Source organism: Streptomyces sp. NPDC051133 (genome assembly GCF_040682635.1).
Classification (GTDB): Bacteria; Actinomycetota; Actinomycetes; order Streptomycetales; family Streptomycetaceae; genus Streptomyces.
Map to the genome: position 1 here is coordinate 128279 of NZ_JBFBBK010000020.1, position 23560 is coordinate 151838.

At 74.2% G+C, this 23560-nt stretch carries 22 protein-coding genes and 1 pseudogene; 9 read left to right on the forward strand and 14 right to left on the reverse strand.

The genetic code is table 11. The annotated features are described in order from the left end of the window. The first annotated feature begins 90 nt into the window (after positions 1 to 90). Positions 91 to 1617: an NCS1 family nucleobase:cation symporter-1 gene (locus tag AB0N17_RS21865; RefSeq protein ID WP_366013080.1), complete on the forward strand. Its 1527-nt coding sequence runs from the start codon at positions 91 to 93 to the stop codon at positions 1615 to 1617. 19 nt (positions 1618 to 1636) lie between these two features. Here the strand turns inward: AB0N17_RS21865 and AB0N17_RS21870 are convergent, their stop codons facing one another. From AB0N17_RS21870 to AB0N17_RS21895, 6 genes are all read right to left on the reverse strand, one after another. Next, on the reverse strand, positions 1637 to 2323 hold the full coding sequence (locus AB0N17_RS21870; protein WP_366013081.1) for a hypothetical protein: 687 nt from the start codon (positions 2321 to 2323) through the stop codon (positions 1637 to 1639). Positions 2324 to 2452: 129 nt separating this feature from the next. Next, a complete protein-coding gene (locus AB0N17_RS21875; protein WP_366013082.1) occupies positions 2453 to 2998 on the reverse strand; it encodes a hypothetical protein in 546 nt (181 codons plus the stop codon). Next, the gene (locus AB0N17_RS21880; protein ID WP_366013083.1) at positions 2976 to 4274 is read right to left on the reverse strand and encodes a hypothetical protein; all 1299 of its coding nucleotides are present in this window, start codon (positions 4272 to 4274) and stop codon (positions 2976 to 2978) included. Before AB0N17_RS21880 ends, AB0N17_RS21875 begins: the two co-directional genes overlap by 23 nt. 6 nt (positions 4275 to 4280) lie before the next feature. After that, positions 4281 to 4571, reverse strand: coding sequence for a DUF6317 family protein (locus AB0N17_RS21885; protein WP_366013084.1), 291 nt, complete (start codon positions 4569 to 4571; stop codon positions 4281 to 4283). After that, positions 4568 to 5074: an SAV_915 family protein gene (locus AB0N17_RS21890; RefSeq protein ID WP_366013085.1), complete on the reverse strand. Its 507-nt coding sequence runs from the start codon at positions 5072 to 5074 to the stop codon at positions 4568 to 4570. The genes AB0N17_RS21885 and AB0N17_RS21890 overlap by 4 nt, the downstream gene beginning before the upstream one ends. Positions 5075 to 5261: 187 nt before the next feature. Next, on the reverse strand, positions 5262 to 6329 hold the full coding sequence (locus AB0N17_RS21895) for a biotin/lipoate A/B protein ligase family protein (protein WP_366013086.1): 1068 nt from the start codon (positions 6327 to 6329) through the stop codon (positions 5262 to 5264). Between the two features lie 170 nt (positions 6330 to 6499). Here AB0N17_RS21895 and AB0N17_RS21900 point away from each other — a divergent pair, with 170 nt between their 5' ends. The 4 genes from AB0N17_RS21900 (at position 6500) to AB0N17_RS21915 (ending at position 11287) form a co-directional block, all read left to right on the forward strand. Beyond that, a complete protein-coding gene (locus AB0N17_RS21900) occupies positions 6500 to 8314 on the forward strand; it encodes a gamma-glutamyltransferase (RefSeq protein ID WP_366013087.1) in 1815 nt (604 codons plus the stop codon). 91 nt (positions 8315 to 8405) lie between these two features. Then, positions 8406 to 9254, forward strand: coding sequence for an inositol monophosphatase family protein (locus AB0N17_RS21905; RefSeq protein WP_366013088.1), 849 nt, complete (start codon positions 8406 to 8408; stop codon positions 9252 to 9254). 108 nt (positions 9255 to 9362) lie between these two features. Then, the gene (locus tag AB0N17_RS21910) at positions 9363 to 10781 is read left to right on the forward strand and encodes an NAD(P)/FAD-dependent oxidoreductase (RefSeq protein WP_366013089.1); all 1419 of its coding nucleotides are present in this window, start codon (positions 9363 to 9365) and stop codon (positions 10779 to 10781) included. After that, positions 10778 to 11287, forward strand: coding sequence for an O-acetyl-ADP-ribose deacetylase (locus AB0N17_RS21915; RefSeq protein ID WP_366013090.1), 510 nt, complete (start codon positions 10778 to 10780; stop codon positions 11285 to 11287). The genes AB0N17_RS21910 and AB0N17_RS21915 overlap by 4 nt, the downstream gene beginning before the upstream one ends. A 17-nt stretch (positions 11288 to 11304) precedes the next feature. On the opposite strand, the gene AB0N17_RS21920 is transcribed toward AB0N17_RS21915, so the two are convergent. From AB0N17_RS21920 to AB0N17_RS21935, 4 genes and pseudogenes are all read right to left on the reverse strand, one after another. After that, positions 11305 to 12951, reverse strand: coding sequence for a PLP-dependent aminotransferase family protein (locus AB0N17_RS21920; protein WP_366013091.1), 1647 nt, complete (start codon positions 12949 to 12951; stop codon positions 11305 to 11307). A gap of 62 nt (positions 12952 to 13013) precedes the next feature. After that, positions 13014 to 13715, reverse strand: coding sequence for a phenylalanine--tRNA ligase beta subunit-related protein (locus AB0N17_RS21925; protein ID WP_366013092.1), 702 nt, complete (start codon positions 13713 to 13715; stop codon positions 13014 to 13016). Positions 13716 to 13793: 78 nt separating this feature from the next. Further along, positions 13794 to 14427 (reverse strand): annotated as a pseudogene (gene narI, locus AB0N17_RS21930) (respiratory nitrate reductase subunit gamma); the annotation flags it as partial. A 170-nt stretch (positions 14428 to 14597) separates the two neighbouring features. Then, entirely contained in the window at positions 14598 to 14846 is a 249-nt protein-coding gene (locus tag AB0N17_RS21935) for a hypothetical protein (RefSeq protein ID WP_366013093.1), read from the reverse strand. A gap of 138 nt (positions 14847 to 14984) precedes the next feature. Between AB0N17_RS21935 and AB0N17_RS21940 the strand changes: the two genes are divergently transcribed. The 4 genes from AB0N17_RS21940 (at position 14985) to AB0N17_RS21955 (ending at position 19338) form a co-directional block, all read left to right on the forward strand. After that, positions 14985 to 15773, forward strand: coding sequence for a MarR family winged helix-turn-helix transcriptional regulator (locus AB0N17_RS21940; protein WP_366013094.1), 789 nt, complete (start codon positions 14985 to 14987; stop codon positions 15771 to 15773). A gap of 569 nt (positions 15774 to 16342) precedes the next feature. Beyond that, on the forward strand, positions 16343 to 17215 hold the full coding sequence (locus AB0N17_RS21945) for a methylenetetrahydrofolate reductase (protein ID WP_366013095.1): 873 nt from the start codon (positions 16343 to 16345) through the stop codon (positions 17213 to 17215). An 89-nt stretch (positions 17216 to 17304) separates the two neighbouring features. Beyond that, complete coding sequence (locus AB0N17_RS21950; protein ID WP_366013096.1) at positions 17305 to 18783, forward strand: AlkA N-terminal domain-containing protein; 1479 nt, start codon at positions 17305 to 17307, stop codon at positions 18781 to 18783. Positions 18784 to 18855: 72 nt separating this feature from the next. Continuing rightward, positions 18856 to 19338, forward strand: coding sequence for a methylated-DNA--[protein]-cysteine S-methyltransferase (locus AB0N17_RS21955; protein WP_366013097.1), 483 nt, complete (start codon positions 18856 to 18858; stop codon positions 19336 to 19338). Positions 19339 to 19389: 51 nt separating this feature from the next. Here the strand turns inward: AB0N17_RS21955 and AB0N17_RS21960 are convergent, their stop codons facing one another. The 4 genes from AB0N17_RS21960 to AB0N17_RS21975 form a co-directional block, all read right to left on the reverse strand. Then, on the reverse strand, positions 19390 to 20622 hold the full coding sequence (locus tag AB0N17_RS21960) for a hypothetical protein (protein ID WP_366013098.1): 1233 nt from the start codon (positions 20620 to 20622) through the stop codon (positions 19390 to 19392). A 29-nt stretch (positions 20623 to 20651) separates the two neighbouring features. Beyond that, complete coding sequence (locus tag AB0N17_RS21965) at positions 20652 to 21152, reverse strand: flavin reductase family protein (RefSeq protein ID WP_366013099.1); 501 nt, start codon at positions 21150 to 21152, stop codon at positions 20652 to 20654. Then, entirely contained in the window at positions 21149 to 22510 is a 1362-nt protein-coding gene (locus AB0N17_RS21970; protein ID WP_366013100.1) for an LLM class flavin-dependent oxidoreductase, read from the reverse strand. Before AB0N17_RS21970 ends, AB0N17_RS21965 begins: the two co-directional genes overlap by 4 nt. Before the next feature lie 90 nt (positions 22511 to 22600). After that, a complete protein-coding gene (locus tag AB0N17_RS21975; RefSeq protein WP_366013101.1) occupies positions 22601 to 23560 on the reverse strand; it encodes a D-2-hydroxyacid dehydrogenase family protein in 960 nt (319 codons plus the stop codon).

Here is a 23560-nt window from a genome sequence, read left to right on the forward strand (position 1 = left end):
CCCTCCTGGTCACCCCTCCCCGCCGTCCCGGGGAGGGGGCTGGTGCCCGCAACGGCCGTTCCCGATCCCCTCTCCCCGATTGGCCAGCCCATGACCGACACCGCTCCCGCGGCCATACCCCTTACCGGCCAAGTCACCCTGCCCGACGGGCGCGTGGAACTCGCCCCTGGAACTCCGCCGCCCAGCGGCCCGTACGCCAACGACGACCTGCTCCCCGTCCCGGTGGCGAAGCGCACCTGGACGACGTACAACTTCTCCGCGCTGTGGGTCGGCATGGCCCACAACACCGCGTCCTGGACCCTGGCCTCCGGGCTGATCGCGGTGGGCATGGACTGGAAGCAGGCCGTGTTCACCATCGCCCTCGCCAACCTCGTCGTGCTGGTCCCGATGCTCCTGACCGGACACGCGGGCCCCAAGTACGGCATCCCCTTCCCCGTCTTCGCCCGCGCCTCCTTCGGCATCCGCGGCGCCAACCTGCCCGCCGTCGTGCGGGCGTTGGTGGCGTGCGGCTGGTTCGGCATCCAGACCTGGATCGGCGGCGAGGCGATCTACTTCCTCGCCGGCAAGCTCATCGGCGACGGCTGGTCGAACGCGGCGCACGTCGGCGGCCACGCCTGGACCATGTGGCTGTCGTTCGCGGTCTTCTGGGTGCTCCAGGTCGCCATCATCCACCGCGGCATGGAGACCATCCGCCGCTTCGAGAACTGGGCCGCGCCCTTCGTGATCGTCGGCGCGCTGGTGATGCTGGGGTGGATGAGCAGCAAGGCCGGCGGGGTCGGCCCGCTCTTCGACCAGCCCTCGACGCTGGGCTGGGGCGCCGGCTTCTGGAAGCTGTTCGCGCCCTCCTTGATGGGCATGATCGGCTTCTGGTCCACGCTGTCGCTGAACATCCCGGACTTCACCCGGTACGGCAGGAGCCAGAAGGCGCAGACCCGGGGCCAGGCCCTCGGCCTGCCCACCACGATGACCCTGTTCGCGTTCCTGTCGGTCCTGGTCACCTCCGGCTCGCAGGCGGTGTACGGCAAGCCGGTCTGGGACCCGGTCCAGCTGGCGGCGAAGACGGACAACGTGGTGGGGCTGCTCTACGCCCTCGTCACCGTCCTGGTGGCCACCCTCTCCGTGAACATCGCGGCCAACCTGGTCTCCCCGGCCTTCGACTTCTCCAACGTGGCGCCGCGTAAGGTGAGTTTCCGCACCGGCGCCCTGATCACCGCCGTACTCGCCGTGCTGATCTGCCCGTGGAAGCTCTACTCCGACCCGCAGGGCTACATCTTCACCTGGCTCGGCCTGGTCGGCGGACTGCTCGGCACGGTCGCGGGCATCCTCGTCGCCGACTACTGGATCCTGCGCCGCACCCGGCTCGACCTCGCCGACCTGTACCGCAGCGGCGGCCGGTACTGGTACACGGGCGGCTGGAACTGGCGGGCGGTCGCCGCGTTCGTCGTGGGCGGTGTCCTCGCCGTCGGCGGCGCCAGCTTCAAGCCGCTGATCGACGGCCGCCCGATCCCCGCCCTGTCCTCCCTCGCCGACTACGGCTGGGCGGTCGGCCTCGGCACCTCCCTGGTGCTGTACCTGGCCCTCACCCTGCCGACCGGCCGCAAGGAGGCCGAGGTCTGAGGCAGTCGGAGGGCGGTGGTCAGCCGGACTTGCCGCCCTCCAGCGCCGACACCGCGGCCCGTGCCGCCTTGATGGCGCCCTTGTTGATCTCGTCCGTGCTCGGGGCCTTCTTGGTCTCGAAGTCGCTGCCGTTGTAGGTGACGACCACCAGCGCGTTGGAGACGCGGGCCATCACCACGCCCTCGCGGGTCTGCTGCTTGTCCTCGGTGGTGAGGTTCACGACGGAGTAGGCGCTGTCCCCGAGCCCGGGCACGGCCCCGCCGCCGCTCTTCTCGGTGACCCGCTGCTGGTACTCCTTCTCCGCCTCCTGATCGGAGGAGGCGACCTCGAAGGACACGTCGAGCCAGCGGTAGTCGTAGCCGTCCAGCGCGTTCCAGGAGCAGGTGCGGCGCAGGTCGGTGTCCGTCGACGGGATCTCCTTGCCGGCCGTCTTCGCCCCGGGCACCAGGGACTTGACGGTGTCCGCGGGCACGCTGGGGCACGGGGACGGCGCGCTGCCGTACGCCTTCGCCGCCGCGGTGGACGACGGGCCGGAGGAGGACGAGGCTGCCGAGGAGGACTGGGCGGACGTCTTCTGGTCCGTCCGGTGCCCGGCGGCCGCCGGTGACGCCGCCGGGCCGGACGACAGCGCCCAGCCGGCGCAGGCGAGCACCGCGACCGGCGTCAGTCGCGCGGTGAGGGCGAGCGGCAGAGGAAGGGAACGCACGGCGCACTTCTCGTGGGAGAGGGGGGACGGAAGGGTTCCGCATGGTGGACGTGGGACGACAGTGTCACACGACTCCCTGTGGGCGGAAGCGGAAACTCGCAGCGTGGCCGCGCGGTCACGACAGCGCGTTCAGGACGTACGGCTCTGCCCGTTATGTGCCTCCAGCCAGCGGCGGGCGCCGACTTCACTGGGGTATTCGCGGACGGCGATCGAGGCGGCGAACCAGCCGACGCACCATGCGGCGAACGCGGGCAGGACCGGCGCCGCCAGCAGCATGAGCCCGCGGCCCAGGGCGATCAGGCCCGGGACACGCCCGGAGCGGTCGCGTTTGGCCCGGCGGGTCATGCCGGGGTCGGGGGGATCCAGAAGTGCCTCGCGAAGACCCCTGCGCTGTGACGCCCAGCCCCATGCCAAGGCCACGAAGGAGGCGGCCACCTGTACGCCGTCCCACACGACACGCACGCCGGACGGCAGCAGATCGCGGAACCCCGAGTAGAAGGACAGCGCCACGAAGCACACGATCGCGGCGGCGAGGAGCATGTTGAGCGAGGCCAGGACGCGCCGCAGCCAGTAGCGTGGGCCGCGTTCGTACCAGGTGGTACCCAGTCCCGGAAGTTTCGGGACGGCGACGGGCAGCCCTCCGGCCGGTGCTTCAGAAGATGCTCGTGACACCATGCCAGACGTCCTTCACCAGTCGCTTCCCGTCGTCGTAGGTCTCCGTGGCGACATGCTTGGTCCCGGTCAGCACGCCACCGACCACCCCATGGTCGTGAATGTCCTCGCTCCAGTGCTCGTGGAGGGTGTGGTCCAGGACGGAGGTCGTGACGATCACCGTGCCGACACCGACCGCGGCCACGGCGCCCGCGGTCAGATCGATGGGTGCGGCGGCCACGAGCCCCGCCGTGATGGCCGCTCCTGCGACCAGTCCGCCGACGTTCGCGCCTTCGTCGACGGCGACCGAGTGCTGCCAGGACCAGCCCTTGTCGTGGTCGTCGGAGGCCTCCAGGACGCCGCAGGCGCCGGCTGCGACGACGTCCAGCACCGGAATCTCCTTCAGGGCGTCCGGCAGCGCCTCCAGGCCCTTGCCCAGGCGCAGCGCGTCCGCGGCGTCGGCCAGCTTGACGTTCAGGGCACGGTCGTACGGCATCTTGGTGCTGCCGTTGTCGGCGCGGGCGATGTCCTCCTCCAGCCCGTCGACCTTGGTGACCGCGTCGCGGTAGGCGCTCTTGGCGGGCAGGTCCTTGGGCAGCGCCTTGCCGGCCTTCTGGAACGCCTTGCGCTCCGCGCGGAGTTCCTTCTTGGCGGCCTGCGCCTCGGCCTTGGCCGCGTCGAGGTGCTTGCGGGCCTCGATGCCCCCGGCGCGGGCGTCCTCGGCGTCGTACGCGTACAGGCCGCGCAGCGCGTCGTACAGGGTGACCTTGTCGCCGGGGGAGACCGAACCGTCCTTCGACGTCACCTTGTCGTACAGCCCCTGCAACTGCTGCGCCGCCACCAGCCGCGCGTGCTGGGCGGTGTGCAGGATCTCGTTGCGGGCGGTGGCGTAGTCGTCCATCGCGGAGATGGTCTTCCGGTCCTCCGCGCTCGGGGGATCCGCCGTCATGACCGGCACCGGCGCGCCCTTGGCGTCCGTCGCGACGCCCTTGCGGGCCGCGATGTGCTCCGCGTTCTGCAGGGACGTCTCGCACGTGGACAGCGCGCCCGCGAGCGTCTCCAGGATCTCGCCCGCCGCGTGCACCAGTTCGGCGAAGCCGCCGGCCGCCAGCGCGTCCTCGCTCCACTTGGCGCGGAAGCTCTCGGCCGCCTCGCCCTTCCAGTCCGCGTCGCCGACCAGCTTGTCGACGGTGCCGCTGAGCGGCTTGACCACCCCGTCGAGCTTGTCCTTGGCGTTCTTGTACGTCTCGGCCATCGTGCGCAGTCCGCCGATGTCGCCGCCGACCCAGCTGTCACCCATCGGCTCTCACCCCATCAGATCCTCGAAGGCACCGTGGACGTCCACGTCGTGCCGGTGGAAGGAGTCCCGCGCGTACGCGACCTTGTCCCCGTGGTCGTCCATGCGGTCGGCCATGCCGGTGTGCAGGGCGACGATGAGGTCCGCGACCTCCTTGATCGCCGCGTCCAGTCCGGCGTCGCCACCGCTGACGACGGCCGGTGCCACGTCCGGGTGCAGCGTGCGGTAGTGACCCGCCTGGTCGTGGAAGGTCTTCGCCATGGTGGCGAGGTCGTCGTAGACCGCCTTGAAGTCGCTCACCCGCGTACCTCCCGTGCGTAGGCGGCCAGTTCGTCCGGCCGCCAGTGGGGTTCGTCCGGCCCCGCCTGCGGGTCGAGGAGCACGGTGACGCCCTGTTCGCGCACGCCCTCCACGAGCGGGCCGAGCGAGGCGGCGACCCACGGCTGTGCCTCGCCCAGCGCGTCCGCCAGCTTCCGCGGCGTCGTGAACGCGAAGGCCACGGTGCCGTGGGCGGGATGCTCGAACAGCTCGAACATGACGAAGGGCACGCGCGCGGGGCGGCCGCCCCGGCCCGTGGACGCGACGGACCGCGGATGCGCCGGCACGCACACCGGCGTGTGGTAGGCGGGCACACCCGGCCGGGGACCGGGCCGGTCGTCCGCGGCCGGCCGCGGCGGCGGCGCGGCCTCCACGAAGTCGTGCAGCGCCGAACGGCGCGGCTGCCGGGCCGGTTCCGGGACGTCCCGTCCCGGCGGATCCGGCTCGACGAGATCGGACAGGCGTGAACGTACCGGCGCGCCCACCGCCGTCACCTCTTCCCCGTGTTCGCATGGCCGACAAGGCCCGACCACGGTAGCCACCGGTCAAGAGCGCAAATCCGGCTATGTCGGGGTGGAGGTCCGGCCGCACACGGAACCCATACGACCGCTTGGCCGAGCACAGAGCAGTCCTTGACCCGTCGCTGAACCGGGGCGCCGGCGGGGCCGGCCGCTACGGCACCCGCGCCGTCCACTCCGCGGAGGCGAACTTGGTCCGCGCCAGCTCCTGCGCCCGCGCCAGCTCCCCGTCCGTGATCCCGCCCCGGACGAGGCCGTACCGCGCCCGGAACGAGGCGATCATCCGCTCGATGACCGCCTCACGCGGCAGCCCCGTCTGCCGCCGCAGCGGATCGACCCGCTTCTTCGCGCTCCCGGTGCCCTTGTCGGACAGCTTCTCCCGCCCGATGCGCAGCACCTCGGTCATCTTGTCGGCGTCGATGTCGTACGACATCGTCACGTGGTGCAGCACGGCTCCCGGGCCACCGCCCGGCCCGACGATCCGCTTCTGCGCCGCTCCCGCGATCTTGCCCTGGTCGGTCGCGATGTCGTTCAGCGGCTGGTACCAGGCCCGGATGCCCATGTCGCCGAGGGCGCCCAGCACCCAGTCGTCCAGATAGGCGTAGCTGTCCTGGAAGGACAGGCCCTGCACGAGGGACTCGGGCACGGACAGCGAGTAGGTGATCGTGTTGCCGGGCTCCACGAACATCGCGCCGCCGCCGGAGATGCGCCGCACCACCTCGATGCCGTGCCGGGCGGCGCCCTCGGGGTCCACCTCGTTGCGCAGCGACTGGAAGCTGCCGATGATCACCGACGGGGCGCCCCACTCCCACACCCGCAGCGTCGGGGGCCGGCGGCCCGCGGCCACCTCGGCCGTCAGCACCTCGTCCAGCGCCATGTGCAGCGCGGGCGGCTGGGGGGCCTCGTGGATCAGCTGCCAGTCGTAGTCCGTCCAGTCCGTGGCCCGCGCCAGGGCGCGGCGCACGGCGATCCCCACGCCCTCCGCCGTCAGCCCGTACATCACGGTCCCCGCCGGCAGCGCCGCCTCGATCCGCGCGGCCAGCCCCGCCGCGTCGGTGTCCGCCGGGGCCCCCTCCAGCGCGCGGTTCATCGCGTCCAGCGCCTCGTCCGGCTCCAGGAAGAAGTCGCCCGCCACGCGCACGTGCCCCAGCACGCCGCCGTCCTCGGTCTCGACGTCCACGACGACGAGCTTGCCGCCGGGCACCTTGTACTCACCGTGCACTGCCCGGTCCTTTCGTTCCGCTGCCGCACGGGATCAACGCCGCAGGTCGCCGCCGTGTTCCCGGACGCCGATCACGCTCGTACGATCACCCGGAAGAGGCAGCCGAGCCCCGACGTACCCGAGCCCGACGTGCCCGAGCCCGACGTACCCGAGCCGAGGAGACGACGCCCGTGTTCACCACCCGGCCCACCCTGCAGGGCACCTTCGGCATGGTCTCCTCCACCCACTGGCTGGCCTCGCAGTCGGCGCTGGCGGTCCTGGAGGACGGCGGCAACGCCTTCGACGCCGCCGTCGCCGGGGCGTTCGTGCTGCACGTGGTGGAGCCGCACCTGAACGGGCCGGCCGGTGAGGTGCCGATCCTGCTCGCCCCGGCCGGGGGCGCCGTACGGGTGCTGTGCGGACAGGGCGTGGCCCCGGCCGGTGCCACCGTCGCGCACTACCGGGGGCTCGGCCTGGACCTCGTGCCCGGCACCGGGCCGCTCGCCGCCGCCGTGCCCGGCGCCTTCGACGCCTGGCTGCTCCTGCTGCGCGACCACGGCACGAAGTCCCTGGACGACGTCCTGAAGTACGCCATCGGCTACGCCGAGCACGGGCACCCGCCCGTGGAGAAGCTCGGCGCGACGGTGGAGACCGTACGGGAGCTGTTCGAGACGGAGTGGACCTCGTCGGCGCAGGTCTACCTGCCCCGTGGCCGGGCGCCCCGGCCCGGTGAGCGGTTCCGCAACCCCGCCCTCGCCGCCACCTGGAAGCGGCTGCTCGCCGAGACGGCGGGCAGCGGCGACCGGGAGGCCCGCATCGACGCCGCCCGCGCGGTGTGGCGCTCCGGCTTCATCGCCGAGGCCCTGCTGCGGCAGTCCCGGCGGCCCACGAGGGACACCAGCGGCGAACGCCACACCGGCACGCTCACCGAGGCCGACCTCGCCGGCTGGTCGGCGACGTACGAGCCGCCGGTGACGTACGACTGGAACGGCTGGACCGTGTGCAAGGCCGGCCCCTGGAGCCAGGGCCCCGCCATGCTCCAGCAGCTCGCCCTGCTCCCGCCCCGGCTGCCCGCGTACGGCTCCGCCGACTACGTCCACCTGCTGATCGAGGGCTGCAAGCTCGCCATGGCCGACCGCGAGGCCTGGTACGGGGACGCCGCCGAGGTGCCCCTCACCGCACTGCTCTCGGAGGACTACAACGCCGGCCGGCGAGCCCTGATCGGTGCCAAGGCCTCCTTCGAACTGCGGCCGGGCGGCCCCGGCGGACGCGTCCCGCGGCTGCCCGCTCAGGCACACGCGTGCGTGGACACCGGCGAGCGCGGCTTCGACCCGATGGGCGCGGGCGAGCCGACCGTCGCGGAGATCCCCGGCGAACCGCACGTGGCCGTCGACGGCACCACCCGCGGCGACACCTGCCACCTGGACGTCGTCGACCGCTGGGGCAACATGGTCGCGGCCACCCCCAGCGGCGGCTGGCTGCAGTCCAACCCGGTCGTGCCCGAACTCGGCTTCCCGCTCGGCACCCGCCTGCAGATGACCTGGCTGGAGGAGGGCCTGCCGAACTCCCTCACCCCCGGCCGCCGTCCGCGCACCACCCTCACCCCGTCCCTCGCGCTGCGCGACGGGGTGCCGGTCCTCGCCTTCGGCACGCCCGGCGGCGACCAGCAGGACCAGTGGCAGCTGCACTTCTTCCTCGCCGCCGCACTGCGCGCCCCCGTCCGCGGCGCCCTCGACCTGCAGGGCGCCATCGACGCCCCGAACTGGCACAACGACAGCTTCCCCAGCTCCTTCTACCCGCGCGGGCGCCGCCCCGGAAGCGTGACCGTGGAGTCCCGGACGGACCCGGAGGTGATCGGGGAACTGCGCCGCCGCGGCCACGACGTCACCGTCGGCCCCGCCTGGTCCGAGGGCCGCCTGTGCGCGGTGGCCCGCGACCCGGAGACCGGCATCCTGTCGGCGGCGGCCAACCCGCGGGGGATGCAGGGGTACGCGGTGGGCCGCTGAGCGATCTTGCGGCACCCGTTCTTCATCCCGATTCCACCTGGCGTGCACCGGGCGCACGGGGATTGTCAGTGGGGCGTGCTCTCATGGAGGCATGATCGAAGCAACGACGGAAACCATCGACGAGTTTCTCAGCCGCCGCGCGGCGGACGTGGAGGAAGCGGTCCGCAAGGCGGCCGAGGCCGAGATCCTGCCCCGCTTCCGCCGCCTCGCCGCGGACGAGGTGGACCAGAAGAGCGGCCCGCACGACCTGGTGACGGACGCCGACCGCCTCGCCGAGAAGCGGCTCACCCAGGACCTCGGCGCCCTGCTGCCCGGCTCGGTCGTGGTCGGCGAGGAGGCGGTGCACGCCGACCCGGCGACGTACGACGCGCTGCAGGGCGACGCACCGGTCTGGATCGTCGACCCGGTCGACGGCACCCGCCAGTTCGTGCACGGCGACGACGGCTTCTGCACCCTGGTGGCGCTCGCCCACCGCGGGGTCGTCCTGGCGTCGTGGACGTACGCGGCGGCACGGGACCGGTTCGCCACCGCGGTCCGCGGCCGGGGCGCCTTCCTGGACGGGCAGCGGCTGTGGGCGGGCCCGCCCGCGCCCGGCCGGGACCTCGCCGTCGCCACCTCCCACCCCGACTTCACCACCGACGAGCAGAAGCACGTGCTGCGCGCCCTGTGGACCGACGGTGTGGCACCGCGTCCGTGCGGCTCCGCCGGCCTGGAGTATCTGGCCGTCGCCCGGGGCGAGTTGGACGGCGTCGTGTTCTCCTGGGAGGCCGCCTGGGACCACGCGGCCGGACTGCTCCTCGTCGAGGAGGCGGGCGGTGCGCACCTCACCCGCACCGGCGAGCCGTTCCGCGTGACGGGAGGCAACGCACTGCCGTTCACCGCCGCCCGCGACACCGCGACGGCCCGGCGGCTGGCCGGACTGCTGCGCGTGCGGGACTGACCCCGGCGGGCCCCGCACCCCGCCCTCCCGCCGACCCCGGCCCGGGAACGCCGGTCCCCCGGCATATCCTGATGCCGAGTGGCCATCGGCTGACGAAGGGGTCCGAAGGTGCCGTCGATGCTCGATGCGGTCGTGGTGGGTGCGGGACCGAACGGACTGACCGCTGCCGTGGAGCTGGCCCGCCGGGGCTTCTCCGTCGCCGTGTTCGAGGCGAAGTCCACCGTGGGCGGCGGCGCCCGCACCGAGGAACTCACCCTCCCCGGCTTCCTGCACGACCCGTGCTCGGCCGCCCACCCCCTCGGCATCAACTCGCCGGCCTTCCGCGCCCTGCCCCTGGAGCGCTACGGCCTCGAATGGCTGCACGCCGGGCTGCCGATGGCGCATCCCTTCCCGGACGGCACCGCCGCGGTCCTCTCCCGGTCGGTCGCCGAGACCGCCGCCTCCTTCGGGCCGCGCGACGCGGGCGCGTACCGCAGGCTCGTCGAGCCGTTCCTCGCCCGCTGGGACACGCTCGTCCGGGACTTCATGTCCCTGCCGGCGACGGCGCTCCCGCGCGACCCCGTCACCCTGGCCCGCTTCGGGGTGGCCGGGCTGCCGCCGTCCACGTGGCTGATGCGCCGGTTCAAGGACGAGCGGGCCAAGGCCCTCTTCGCCGGGCTGGTCGCGCATGTCATGGCCCCGCTCGGCGGCCTCGCCACCGGCGCCGTCGGACTGGTCTTCGCGCTGGCCGCCCACGCCCGCGGCTGGCCGGTGCCCCGCGGCGGCTCCCAGGCCATCTCCGACGCCCTCGCCGCGTACCTGTCGGACCTCGGCGGTGCGGTGCACACCGATTACGAGGTCAAGCGCCTGGACGACCTGCCGCCGGCGCGCGCCTACGTCTTCGACACCTCGCCCACCGCCCTCGCCCGCATCGCCGGCTTCGGTGACCACTACGCGCACTACCGGTACGGCCCCAGCGTCTTCAAGATCGACTACGCGCTGGACGGCCCGGTCCCGTGGACCGCGCCCGAGGCGCGCGTCGCCGGCACCGTCCAGATCGGCGCCAGCCAGGCCGAGATCGGCACCGCCCTGCGCGCCGCCTCCCGCGAGGGCCGCGCCCCGGACCACCCCTTCCTGATCACCGTGCAGCCCGGCGTGGTCGACCCCACCCGGGCCCCGGAGGGCAAGCAGGTCTTCTGGGCGTACGGTCATGTGCCCAACGGCTGGACCGGTGACCTCACCGACGTCATGGAACGCCAACTGGAGCGTTTCGCCCCCGGCTTCCGCGACCGCGTCCTCGCCCGCGCCGTCGCCGGACCCGCCGAGGTGGCCGCACGAAACGCCAACTACGTCGGCGGCGACATCGCCTGCGGCGCGACCTCCGGACTCCAGCTGCTGCTGCGCCCCGGACTGTCCCTGTTCCCGTACCACACCCCCCATCCCGCGGTCTTCATCTGCTCCTCGGCCACGCCGCCGGGGCCCGGAGTGCACGGCATGTCGGGGCACAACGCGGCCAAGGCCGTCTGGCGAAGACTGAGGCAGACATGACCACCATCACCCTCGTCCGGGGTGACATCACCCGGCAGAGCGTCGACGCGATCGTCAACGCGGCCAACTCCTCACTCCTCGGCGGCGGTGGCGTGGACGGCGCGATCCACCGCCGCGGCGGCCCCGCGATCCTGGAGGAGTGCCGCGGCCTGCGCGCCTCCCACTACGGCAAGGGCCTGCCCACCGGCCGGGCGGTCGCCACGACGGCCGGCGACCTCGACGCCCGCTGGGTGATCCACACGGTGGGCCCGGTGTACTCCGCCACCGAGGACCGCTCCGGCCTGCTGGCGTCCTGCTACCGGGAGTCCCTGAAGGTCGCCGACGAACTCGGCGCCCGTACGGTCGCGTTCCCCGCAGTCTCCACCGGCGTGTACCGGTGGCCGATGCAGGACGCGGCACGGATCGCGGTGGAGACGGTGCGGCAGACGCCGACGGCGGTCGCGGAAGTGCGCTTCGTCCTCTTCGACGACCGGGCCTACGACGCGTTCGCCCGGCAGGCCGGCTGACCGGCGCCGGGGGCCGGCTACAGCTCGCGCAGGGTCCTGCCCAGCAGCGCCACACCCTCGGCGATCACTCCCGGCGGGGTGGCCGCGTAGCCGAGGACGAGTCCGGGGCGGCCCGGCGACTGCCGGTGCCAGGACAGCGGCTGGCACTTCACGCCCCGGGCGAGCGCGGCGGCGGCGAACGCGGTGTCGGGCACGTCCGCGGTGTACGTGACCGTCAGATGCAGACCGGCCGCGGCGCCGTGCACGGTCGCGCCCGGCAGGTGCTCGGCGAGCGCGGCGATCATCGCGTCCCGGCGGCTGCGGTGCCGGCCGCGCAACAGCCGCAGGTGGCGCTCCAGCCGGCCGGACTCCATCAGCCGGGCGAGCACCAGCTGCGGCAGCACCGCGTTGCCGAGGTCGTTGTGGCGCTTGGCGTCGACCAGCGCGGCCCGGTGCCGGGGCGGTGCGAGCAGCCAGCCGATGCGCAGGGCCGGCGCGAGCAGCTTCGACACGCTGCCCAGGTAGCAGACCCGGTCGGCCAGCATCGCGCGCAGCGCGGGGACCGGCGGCCGGTCGTAGCGGTGCTCGGCGTCGTAGTCGTCCTCCAGGATCAGCCCGCCCTCCCGGGCCCAGCCCAGCAGTTCACGCCGGCGCTCGCCGCTGGTCACCACGCCGGTGGGGAACTGGTGGGCCGGTGTGAGCAGCACCGCGCGGGCCCCGGTCGCCCGCAGCGCGTCCACCCGCAGGCCCTCGGCGTCGACCGGTACCGGCGGGGTGGCGAGGCCGCCGTCGCGCAGGTGCTGCCGGGCGCCGAGCGAGCCGGGGTCCTCGACCGCGACGGCCTCGACGCCGTCCGCCCGCAGCACCGGGTGCAGCAGGCTCAGCGCCTGCGCGGTGCCCGCGACGATCAGCACCTCGTCGGGCTCCACCCGCACGCCCCGCATCCGGGCGAGCCAGCCGGTGACGGCCCGCCGCAGCGGGGCGGCCCCGTGCGGGTCGCCGTAGCCGAGATGCTCGGCGGACAGCTCGCCCAGCACGGCCCGTTCCGCGCGCAGCCACGCGGTGCGGGGGAAGGTGGTGAGGTCGGGGCGGCCGGGGGTGAAGTCGACGGCGGCGGGCGCGGCCCGCAGGAGGTCGAAGACGTCGGCACCGGGGGCGCCGAAGAAGAGGGCACCGGATCCGCCGCCCGGGAGAGGGGCACCCGCACCGGAGCTGCCGGGGACGGGCAGGCTCCAGGCCCCGGAGGCGGCGGTACCGGCGTCGGGTGTGCCGGTGGTGCCCGGGGCGGGCGCGCCCGAGGTGACGGTGCCACGTACGGACGAGGTGGCGCGGGCGGGCGCGTCCGGGCCCGGGTGGGCGGGTGCGCCCGAGGCGCCGTGGGCAGGTGCGGGCGGGGCCAGTGGGGCCGCGACCACCACCGTGCCGCCGCGGCGGCGGCCCTCCACGTGGCCGTCCTCACCGAGGCGCCGGTACGCCTCGGTGACCACGCCGCGCGAGACGCGCAGCTCCGCCGCCAGCACCCGGCTCGGCGGCAGCCTGCTGCCCACTGCCAGCCCGCCGTCGGCTATCGCCCCCCGCAGCCGCCCGGCCAGCCACTCCGCCTTGCCGTCCGCCGGCACGTCACCGACGGCCAGTTGCAGGAAGTCCGAGCCCCGCCCGGGGAGTCGCTCCGCTCCCTCGCTCACCGTGCCCATGCTGTCACGTGCCCATGCTGTCACGTGCCCGCGCCGTCACGTGCCCGTGCCGGTCAGTCGCCGAGGACGAAGTCCGGTGCGGCCGGGGTGAGTACGGCCTTGCGCGTGACGGCCGCCCAGTGCGCCCCCACCTCCTCCTCAAGGGTCTTCAGCAGCTCGGGCACCATCTGCGCACCGCCCTCGTGCATGGCCTCGGCCACCACCAGCACCCGCCCCGTGTGCTCGCCGACGGCCGAGAAGCCGCTCTGCCGATGCGTCCAGCGGCGCGCGTGCGCCCGTCCGGCCGAGTCGGCGAACGTCACCTCGCCCGGCCCCGGATGCTCGACGCCGCCGCCGAACGGGACGTAACTCTCGTCCCCGCCCGCCGGGCGCACCTCCAGCAGCGGCCCGGCGATCCGGTCGACGTCGAGGACCGCGACCGGCACCGCGTACGCCACCGACAGGGCGTTGCACAGGTCGACCAGCGGATGGATGCGCGGCAGCGCGCCCTCCTTCCGCAGCCGCCGCAGCAGCGACTCGGACGCGCACCGGTACTGCGTCGGCTTCATCCCCATCCGGCTGAACGCCCGCCGCCACGCCAGCACTTCGGGGAACTCCCCCTCGGTGGCCCCGGCCAGCCGGGCCACGGCCCGGGCGGTGTACGCGGCGGCGCGCGGCCCGGTGTCGGCGCGGGCGTCGACGCCGGTGGCGTACAGCGCGCCGGAGGCCAGTTCGGGGTACGTGGACCAGATGCTCGGCGCGTGCCGGAATCGCATGGCGGTGATCTCCTCGGGTTCGGGATCACCACCCTGCCGGGACCCTGGTCCGGTCACCAGGGCCAAAAAGGGTGCGTCTCACCGGTCCATAACCCGGCCGCGCGCCCCCGCGCCGTCCGGGGAGCGGTAGACGACGTAGGGCCGGACGGCATAGCCGAGCGGGACGGTGAAGGCGTGCACCAGGCGGCCGAACGGCGGCCACAGCGCGAACAGGGCCAGCGTGAGCAGGGCGTGCAGCCGGTAGACGAGCGGGGCGTGCGCCATGGCGCCGACGTCGGGGTCGAGGGCGAACAGGCTGCGGAACCAGACGGCCACCCCGAGCCGGTGGTCGTAGGGGTCGGTCGGTCACGGAGGAGGCGGTGGCGGTCAGCCCGGCGAGGAGGACCAGGGCGAGGAGCGGCAGGGCCAGCCGGTCGCTGCGGCGGCTCGCCCGGCGTACGGCGGGCACGCGCAGCCGGCGGCGCAGCAGCAGACCGAGGCCGGCGGCCGCCGCGATCCCCGCGGCCCCGCCCATGGTCAGCGCGACCGCGTGGTACTGCGCCTCGCCGACACCCAGCCACCGGGTCGGTGCCTCCGGGACCAGCAGGCCCGTCACATGGCAGCCGACGACGAGGAACAGGGCGTAGTGGAAGAGCGGGGCGCCGACGCGCAGCAGCCGGGACTCGTGGAGCTGGCTGGAACGGGTGGTGAAGCCGAAGCGGTCGTACCGGTAGCACTGAGGCAGGGGTGGGTGACCGGGCACGGCGGGGCGGGCCGGCACCGGGAGCCGCGGTGACTCGGGGCAGCGCGGCCCGTGCCGGTGTGAGGCGGTGGCGGACGTCGGACATGACGACGGACGCGCGTCGTTGCGCGTCCGTCGGGAAAGGGGTGCGGCCGGTGCCCTCAGCCGGGCATGGAGCGTGCGGAGTCCACCCGCCCGGGGCGCAGGATGCGCATCCTGCGCCCGCCGCACACCCGGCAGCTGTTCGCCGTGAGCGGGGACGGGACCCTGGGGCCGCCCGTGACGTGGTGTTCGGCGCGCAGGCGTCCCCGGGCGTCACGGACATGCCGGATGTCGTAGGCGCCCTCCCAGGCGTGCCCGCAGCGCAGGCACACGAAGGAATAGGCTTCGCGTATCGGCTCGGATCTCATCGTCATCACCCTCGGCACCGGAACCGTCGCGCCCGCTCGGTCCGGCTGCCCGAAGCTTATCATTGCAGTCTGCAATCGTCACCTTGGGTGACGGGTTGCGTCCGGATCGTGGACAGCGGAAAGGGGAGCGAGGAGCCCATGGCCCAGCAGGACGGCGTCCCGGACCGGACGGGGGAGCAGGGGGAAGCGCCCGGGGAGACGCCGGCGGGGGCGGGATCGGCGGGGGCCGCGACGGCACGGGCCGGCGTGGCAGGGCCGGCCGAGGCGCCGAGCCGGGCCGCGGGGTCCGCGAGGACGCCGGGCGGGGTGGCCGGGAGCGGCGGGGCGCCGGACCGAGTGGCAGGAGCTGAAGAAGTGCCGGGCGGGGTGGCCGGGAGCGGCGGGTCTGCGGACGGGCTCGCGGGGTCCGAGAAGGCCCTGGACCGGGAGGCCGAGGAGATCACGCTCGCCGTGATGGCCGCCTCGCGGCTGATCGTCGCCCTCTCCGCGCGCGCCCTCGCCTCCGTCGACGTACCGCTGACCCTGCCCCAGCTGCGCTCCCTGGTCGCCCTGCGCACCTGCGGCCCGATCAAGCTCGCGGCGATGGCCGCCACGCTGGGGGTCACGCCGTCCACCGCGCTGCGCATGGTCGAGCGCCTGGAGGCACTGAACCTCACCGACCGGCGGGTCAACCCGGACAACCGCCGAGAGGTCGTCCTGCGGCTGACCCCGGCGGGGGAGGACCTGGTGGACCGCGTGCTGAGCCACCGGCGCGCGCAGATCCGGGCCCTGGTGGAACGGCTGCCCGCCCAGCAGCGCGCCGGTCTGGTCCCGGCGCTCACCGCGCTCACGGGCGCGGCGGCGGGCCTCGACCCCGCTCTCGATCCGTCCGCCGAGGCGGGCCGCCTGGCCGGCGTGCTGGACGACCCGCTGAACCCGGCGCCATAGCGGCCCAGCGCGGGGCCCGGGCGCCCGGCGGTTCTGCCGCGACGCCCAGCAGTCCGGCCGCGCACCCGCGGCCCGGGCCCGCGGGCCGCCCCGGCCGGCTCCCTGGCCGGTGGACGTGCGTACCCGCGGCATGGTTGGTCGGGCCGCCCCGGACCGGTTCCCCGGCTGGTGGGCGTGCGTACCCGCGGCATGGTTGGTCGGGCCGCCCCGGCCGGTTCCCTGGCCGGTGGGCGTGCGTACCCGCGGCATGGTTGGTCGGGCCGCCCCGGCCGGTTCCCCGGCTGGTGGGCGTGCGTACCCGCGGCGCGGGCCCGCCGGGGCGGCCCCCGGCCGGTTCCGCGACCGGTTCCCCGGCCGGTGGCCGCGCGTTCCTGCGGCACGGGCCCGCGGCACGGGCCCGACGGGCCGCCCCGGCCGGTGGCCGTGCGTCCTAGGGGTCGATTGCCTCCCCCTGTCCGCGCGGCAGCGCGGCAGCGCGGCCGCGTCGCCGTTCGCCCCCGGACCGGGCCCCGCGCGGCTCTCGTGACATCATCGGCCCGGGTCAGGACCGCAGTCGTACGAGGAGCACGATGAACCCCGTTCCCACCGTCACCCCGGCGGTCGGCACCGCTCTGCTCGACGACTTCTCGCTGGAGATGACCGGCAAGGACGTGGCCCGGCTCGAGGAGGCGCGGGACGGCATCCCGCCGGGCACCCGGATCAACATCACCTTTCTCGCCGGCGAGGACCTCGGCATGCGGCTGGCCGCAGCCCGCGCGGTCAAGCGGCTCGGCTTCGTCCCCGTACCGCACATCTCCGCACGCCGGCTGCCCTCCCGCGGCGCACTGGAGGAGTTCCTGGGCGGCCTGGCGGCGGACGGCACCGCCGAGAACGTGTTCGTCGTCGGCGGCGACCCCGCCCGCCCCGAGGGCCCCTACGAGGACGCCCTCGCCGTCCTGCGCAGCGGACTGCTGCGCGACCACGGCGTCCGGCACATCGGCATCAGCGGCTACCCCGAGGGGCACCCCGCGATAGCCGACGGCCCGCTGTGGTCGGCGCTCACGGACAAGGCCGCCGCCATCGGGGCCGACCGGTTCACCGGCGACGTGATCACCCAGTTCGGCTTCGACGTCGACCCCGTCCTCGGCTGGCTGGAGGCCGCCCGCGCCCGGGGCGTGCACCTGCCCGTCCGCATCGGCGTCCCCGGACCGGCCGGCGTGCGCAGACTGCTCGGCTACGCCACCCGGTTCGGCGTCGCCACCAGCGCCTCCGTCGCCCGCAAGTACGGCTTCTCGCTGACCAACCTCATGGGCACGACCGGCCCGGACCGCTTCCTGCACACCCTGGCCCGCCGCTACGACCCGGCGCGGCACGGCGCGGTCAAGGTGCACTTCTACACGTTCGGCGGGCTGCGGCACACCGCCGAGTGGATCACCCGGTTCCGCCAGGACAGCCGCCTGTAGGCAGGGCGGCCGGGGACACGGCAGGCCGGCGGACGCTGATGTCGGATTTCCGCCAGCGTCCGGCCCTGCCCGTGGCCGATCCTTGAGACATGCAGACAGCGACGCACCTCGACCGGGAGCACTGCGTACGGGCCGTGCAGTCCAAGGACGCCCGGTTCGACGGGTGGTTCTTCACGGCCGTCCTGACCACCCGGATCTACTGCCGGCCCAGCTGTCCCGTCGTGCCGCCCAAGCCCGAGAACATGACCTTCTACCCGAGCGCGGCCGCCTGCCAGCAGGCCGGATTCCGTGCCTGCAAGCGCTGCCGCCCCGACACCAGCCCCGGCTCCCCGGAGTGGAACCGGCGCGCCGACCTGGTGGCCCGGGCCATGCGGCTGATCGCCGACGGCGTCGTGGACCGCGACGGCGTGCCCGGACTCGCCGCCCGGCTCGGTTACAGCACCCGGCAGGTGGAGCGGCAGCTCCTCGCCGAACTGGGCGCCGGCCCCCTCGCGCTCGCCCGTGCCCAGCGCGCCCAGACCGCGCGGCTGCTCGTCGAGACCACCCCGCTGCCCATGGCGGAGATCGCCTTCGCGGCCGGCTTCTCCTCCATCCGCACCTTCAACGACACCGTCCGCGAGGTCTTCGCGCTGTCCCCGAGCGAGCTGCGCTCCCGGGCGCCCAAGAGCGGCCCCGGCACCCCGGGCGGACTCTCCCTGCGCCTGCCGTTCCGGGCCCCGCTCAACCCGGACAACCTCTTCGGCCACCTCGCCGCCACCGCCGTGCCCGGCGTGGAGGAGTGGCGGGACGGCGCGTACCGGCGCACGCTGCGGCTGCCGTACGGGCACGGCATCGTCGCGCTCACCCCGCGTCCCGACCACATCGCCTGCCGGCTCACCCTGAGCGACCTGCGCGACCTGACCGTGGCGATCAGCCGCTGCCGCCGCATGCTGGACCTGGACGCCGACCCGGTCGCCGTCGACGACCGGCTGCGCACCGACCCGCTGCTCGCGCCCCTGGTCGACCGGGCCCCCGGCCGCCGGGTGCCGCGCACGGTCGACGAGGCGGAGTTCGCCGTACGGGCCGTGCTCGGGCAGCAGGTGTCCACGGCCGCCGCCCGCACCCACGCGGCCCGGCTCGTCACCGCGCACGGCAAGCCCCTGGACGACCCCGAGGGCGGCCTCACCCACCTCTTCCCGTCCGCCGAGGCGCTGGCCGGCGTCGACCCCGAGACGCTGGCGATGCCCCGCACCCGGCGCACCACCCTCACCACGCTCGTCCGCCGGCTGGCCGACGGCACCCTGCACCTGGGGGTCGAGTCCGACTGGGCCGAGGCCCGCGCCCGCCTGCTCGCGCTGCCCGGTTTCGGACCCTGGACGGCCGACGTCATCGCCATGCGCGCCCTCGGCGACCCCGACGCCTTCCTCCCCACCGACCTCGGCATCCGGCGCGCGGCGGGGGAGCTGGGCCTGCCGTCCACTCCGGCAGCGCTCACCGCCCGCGCCGAGGCCTGGCGGCCCTGGCGGGCGTACGCGGTGCAGTACCTGTGGGCGACCGACAGCCACCCCATCAACTTCCTGCCCGTATAAGGGCTTTCCGTTCATTCCTGGCATCCGCCGGCCGACGTGCCGCATCGACCCGCATCACCGAGGACCTTCGCGATGAAGCAGCACACCGTCATCGACAGCCCCTACGGCCCCCTCACCCTCGTCGCCGACGACGGGGTGCTGTGCGGCCTCTACATGACCGACCAGCGTCACCGGCCGGCGCAGGAGGCCTTCGGCGGCCTCGACGACTCCCTCTTCGCCGAGGCCGCCGAGCAGCTGACGGCGTACTTCGCGGGCGAGCTGACCGAGTTCACCCTCCCGCTCGCCCTGCACGGGACGGCGTTCCAGCGCAGCGTCTGGGACCAGCTGACGCGGATCCCGTACGGCGAGACCCGCAGCTACGGCGAGCTCGCCGACGCCCTCGGCAACCCCAAGGCGTCCCGCGCGGTCGGCCTCGCCAACGGCCGGAACCCGATCGGCATCATCGTCCCCTGCCACCGCGTGATCGGCGCGGGCGGCGACCTCACCGGGTACGGCGGCGGCCTGGACCGCAAGCGCCGGCTGCTGGACTTCGAGCGCGGCACCTCCCTGTTCTGACGGTGCGGGCCGGTCCGGCGGCGACGGCGCGGGCCGGTCCGGCGGCAGCGGTCAGAGCCAGGAGGTGTGCAGGTTCCACCACTCGGTCAGCAGCGTGAGGCGCTTGCGGATCTCCTGGGGGGAATCCCCGGTGACCAGGGCGCCGGCCGCGGACTGGGCGGCGTACTCCAGGCCCGTGCACTCGGTGCCGGGCTCCAGGTCCACGGTGAGGTCCACGCCGGGGACCGGGCAGGGCTCCGCAGGCGGGCTGAAGCGGCCGTGGCCGGGCGGGAAGAGGATCCAGCCGGTGGGCGCCTCGGGCGCGGCCGGCTGCCGGGCGAGGGTCAGGGCGCTGCCGCACTGCGCCCGCAGCCCCTCCTTGGCCAGGTGGACGCCGAAGGCCCGCTCGTAGGTGTCGGCGATCAGACCGCCCCCGGCGCGGCTGGCGATCTCGCAGACGACGGGCCTGCCGTCGGCGCCGAGCCACGCCTCCAGGTGGAACGCGAGCGGCAGGGGGGCGGCAGGAAGGGCCGCGACGACGTCCTCGGCGAGGCCGCGCAGGCCGGCCGTACGCTCGTCGTCCGCGGCCAGCAGGACGCTGCTGAGCTGGGTCTGGCCCTGCAGGTGCTCGGCGACGCCGCTGTTGTACTGCGACGGCCAGCAGTGCACGACGCGGCCGTCCCGCATGATGCCGTCCACGTGGAAGAAGTCGCCGTGGACGAAGCCCTCCGCCATCCACTGACCGGCCAGGAACGGCACCTCCGAGGACTTCTGGCGGGCCAGGAAGGCCTCCAGGTCCGCGGGGGAGCGCAGCACGCTCACGCCCTCGGCGCCGGCGCCGGAGCGCGGCTTGACGACCACCGGACCGTCCTCGGCCTCGAGGAAGTCGAGCAGGTCCAGCGGGCTGTCGACCGGGGCGAAGGACGGCACGGTCAGGCCGGCGTCCCGCAGCAGGGCCTTCATGACCGCCTTGTCGCGGTAGGCCGTCGCGCTCGCGGTCCCCTGGCCCGGCAGCCCCAGGCGCTCGCGCAGCCGGGCCGCCCGCAGGACGTCGTCCTCGCTGGTGCTGGCCACCAGCTCGGCGCCATGGGCGCGGGCCGCCTCCTCGGCGGCCAGTTCGGTGGACCACGCGTAGTAGTCGTCCACCAGTCGGTGGGCGGGGAAGTGCGCGTCGAGCACGTCCTTCGCGCCGGCCACCGCCTTGTGCGTGGTGAGCAGCACGACGCTGTCGGCGGTGTCGTCCAGCCACTGCTGGAGCGGACGCTTGCTCAGCGGCTGTCGGGAGTACAGAAGTACCTTGGGCATGGGTGCGCAATCCGTGAGGTCGTGGGACGTCAGAGAACCAGTGAGGTGGGGGCGGCGGTCACCGGACGGACCTGTCCGTGCAGGTGCACCAGGGCGTCGCCGGGCGCGCCGGAGCGCGCGTGCTCCACGGCGCCGACCACGAGGTGGTGGTCGCCGACGCGGAACTGCTCGCGGCGGCTGCACACCAGCCAGGCCAGGCAGTCGTCGAGCAACGGCACGCCGTGCGGTCCGGTGTGCCAGCGGGTGGGTGCGGCGAACCGGTCGGTGCCGGGCGCGGCGAACCGCTGCGCCACGTCGGCCTGGTCCGCGCCCATCACCTGGATCCCGAACCAGCGGCTGTCCCGGATCCGGGCCCAGGTGGAGGAGGTGCCGGCCAGGCAGAAGGAGACCAGGGCCGGATCGGCGCTGACGGACGTGAAGGAGGTGATGGTCACTCCGGCCGGCCCGTCGGCGCCGGGGGCGGTCAGCACCGCCACCCCCGAGGCGTGGGCGCGCAGCACGGAGCGCAGGGTGCGGCCCTCGACGGTCACGGGCGCGGCTCCGCCGGGCGGCGGGCGGCACCGAAGGCGGGCCGGGGCAGCCCGAGGTTGGCGCGCAGCGTGGTGCCCTCGTACTCGCTGCGGAACAGTCCGCGGCGCTGCAGCTCGGGGACGAGCAGCTCGACGATGGCGTCGAGGCCGTCGGGCAGGTAGTCGGGCATGATGTTGAAGCCGTCCGCGGCCTCATGGACGAACCAGTCCTCCAGTTCGTCGGCGATCGTCTCCGGGGTGCCGAGCAGGAACCGGTGGCCGCGTCCGGCCGACACCGACAGGTACAGCTGGCGGATCGTCAGGCCCTCGCGCCGCGCCTGCTCGTAGATCAGCTGCTGCTTGCTGGTGGAGCCCTCCGTGGGGGGCAGCTCGGGCAGCGGACCGTCCAGCGGGTAGCCGGAGATGTCGACGTCGCCGAGCTGGCCGGTGAGCAGACCGAGCCCGACCACGGGGTCGACCAGGTCCTGCAGGACGGCGTACTTGTCCTCGGCCTCGGCCCGCGTGCGGCCGACCACGATGAACGCGCCGGGCAGGACCTTGACGTCCTGCGGGTCCCGTCCGTGGTCCGCCGCCCGCTTCTTGATGCCGCGGTAGAACGTCTGCGCCTGGTCCAGGGTCTGCTGGGCGGTGAACACCACCTCGGCCCAGCGGGCGGCGAAGTCCTGGCCGTCGGCGGAGGAACCGGCCTGCACGATCACCGGGTAACCCTGCGGCGGGCGGGCCACGTTGAGCGGGCCGCGCACCGAGAAGTGCTCGCCCTTGTGGTGCAGGATGTGCAGCTTGGCCGGGTCGAAGAAGCGGCCCGAGGCCTTGTCGTACTCGAAGGCGTCGTCCTCCCAGCTGTCCCACAGACCGGTGACGACGTCCATGAACTCGCGGGCCCGGTCGTAGCGCGTGGCGTGGTCGGGCTGCCGGTCGAGGTTGAAGTTCCGCGCCTCGGCGTCCGTCACCGAGGTGACCACGTTCCACCCGGAGCGTCCGGAGCTCAGGAAGTCCAGGGAGGCGAACTTGCGGGCGATGTTGAAGGGTTCGTTGTACGTCGTGGAGGCGGTGGCCGTCAGCCCGATGTGCGTGGTGTGCACGGCCAGCGCGGACAGCAGGGTCAGTGGCTCGAAGTGGACCATGCGGCCCTGCCGGCTCAGCTCCTCGGCGTCCCGGTAGGTGGTGCGCACGCCCGCGCCGTCCGAGAGGAAGATCATGTCGAACTTGCCGCGTTCGGCAGTCTGCACCAGCGAGCGGTAGTACTCGAAGTCCAGGCCACCGTCGGGGCGGGCGTGCGGGTGCCGCCAGGCGGCGACGTGGTGGCCCGGCGCGGGCAGGAAGGCGCCGAGTTTCATCATGCGGCGGGACGGGCTCACGGTGGTGGTCTCCGATTCATCGGGGAACGGTGGGCGGGGTGGAGCGGAGCCCCGGCGGGCGCGGGGCCCGCCGGAGCTCACGACGGCACGTCAGCCGAGGACCCGGACCGGGTCGCCGTCGAGGTAGGCCTGGACGTCCTCCACGGCCTGGCCGTAGTAGCGCTCGTAGTTGGCGCGGGACACATAGCCCAGGTGCGGGGTGGCGAGCAGGCGCGGCGCGGTGCGCATCGGATGGCCGGCGGGCAGGGGCTCGACGTCGAAGACATCGAGGCCGGCGCCGGCGATGCGGCCCTCGTGCAGCGCGCTGAGCAGCGCGTCCTGGTCGACGATCGCCGCCCGGGACGTGTTGATCAGATACGCGGTCGGCTGGAGCAGGGCGAGTTCGGCGGCCCCGAGCAGACCACGGGTGCGGTCGCTCAGCTTCAGGTGGACGGAGACGAAGTCGCTGCTCGCGAGCAGCTCCTCCTTGGAGGGGGCCAGGGACACGCCGACCTCGTCGGCGCGCTCCTTGGTCAGGTTCTGGCTCCAGGCGGTGACCTCCATGCCGAAGGCCAGCCCGACCCGGGCCACCAGGGCGCCGATCTTGCCCAGGCCCAGCAGCCCCAGGGTGCGGCCGTACAGGTCGGCACCGACGGTGGACTGCCAGGGGCCGCCCTCGCGCAGCGCGTTGTTCTCCTGGACGACGCCGCGGGCGAGGCCGAGGAGCAGGGCCCAGGTCAGCTCGACCGGCGGGGTCGAGGAGCTCTGCGTGCCGCACACGGTGACGCCGTTCGCCCGCGCCGCCGCGTAGTCGATCGAGGAGTTGCGCATGCCGGAGGCGATCAGCAGCTTCAGGCGCGGCAGCCGGTCCAGCAGGGAGGCCGGGAACGGAACCCGTTCGCGCAGGGTGACCACGCAGTCGAAGTCGGCGAGGGCGGCGACGAGGGCGTCCTCGCCTGCGAAGTGCTCGGTGAAGGTGACGACCTCGACGCGGTCGCCCAGTGCCGACCAGTCGCCGAACGTGGTCGCCACGTCCTGGAAGTCGTCGAGTACGGCGCAGCGGAATTGCAT

Coding starts and splice junctions, on each gene's coding strand:
- AB0N17_RS21880 (WP_366013083.1), bottom strand. CDS start 4,274: ATGGGTGACAGCTGGGTCGGCGGCGACATCGGCGGACTGCGCACGATG.
- AB0N17_RS21940 (WP_366013094.1), top strand. CDS start 14,985: ATGGCCCAGCAGGACGGCGTCCCGGACCGGACGGGGGAGCAGGGGGAA.
- AB0N17_RS21950 (WP_366013096.1), top strand. CDS start 17,305: ATGCAGACAGCGACGCACCTCGACCGGGAGCACTGCGTACGGGCCGTG.
- AB0N17_RS21875 (WP_366013082.1), bottom strand. CDS start 2,998: ATGGTGTCACGAGCATCTTCTGAAGCACCGGCCGGAGGGCTGCCCGTC.
- AB0N17_RS21935 (WP_366013093.1), bottom strand. CDS start 14,846: ATGAGATCCGAGCCGATACGCGAAGCCTATTCCTTCGTGTGCCTGCGC.
- AB0N17_RS21955 (WP_366013097.1), top strand. CDS start 18,856: ATGAAGCAGCACACCGTCATCGACAGCCCCTACGGCCCCCTCACCCTC.
- AB0N17_RS21975 (WP_366013101.1), bottom strand. CDS start 23,560: ATGCAATTCCGCTGCGCCGTACTCGACGACTTCCAGGACGTGGCGACC.
- AB0N17_RS21960 (WP_366013098.1), bottom strand. CDS start 20,622: ATGCCCAAGGTACTTCTGTACTCCCGACAGCCGCTGAGCAAGCGTCCG.
- AB0N17_RS21905 (WP_366013088.1), top strand. CDS start 8,406: ATGATCGAAGCAACGACGGAAACCATCGACGAGTTTCTCAGCCGCCGC.
- AB0N17_RS21915 (WP_366013090.1), top strand. CDS start 10,778: ATGACCACCATCACCCTCGTCCGGGGTGACATCACCCGGCAGAGCGTC.
- AB0N17_RS21945 (WP_366013095.1), top strand. CDS start 16,343: ATGAACCCCGTTCCCACCGTCACCCCGGCGGTCGGCACCGCTCTGCTC.
- AB0N17_RS21865 (WP_366013080.1), top strand. CDS start 91: ATGACCGACACCGCTCCCGCGGCCATACCCCTTACCGGCCAAGTCACC.
- AB0N17_RS21925 (WP_366013092.1), bottom strand. CDS start 13,715: ATGCGATTCCGGCACGCGCCGAGCATCTGGTCCACGTACCCCGAACTG.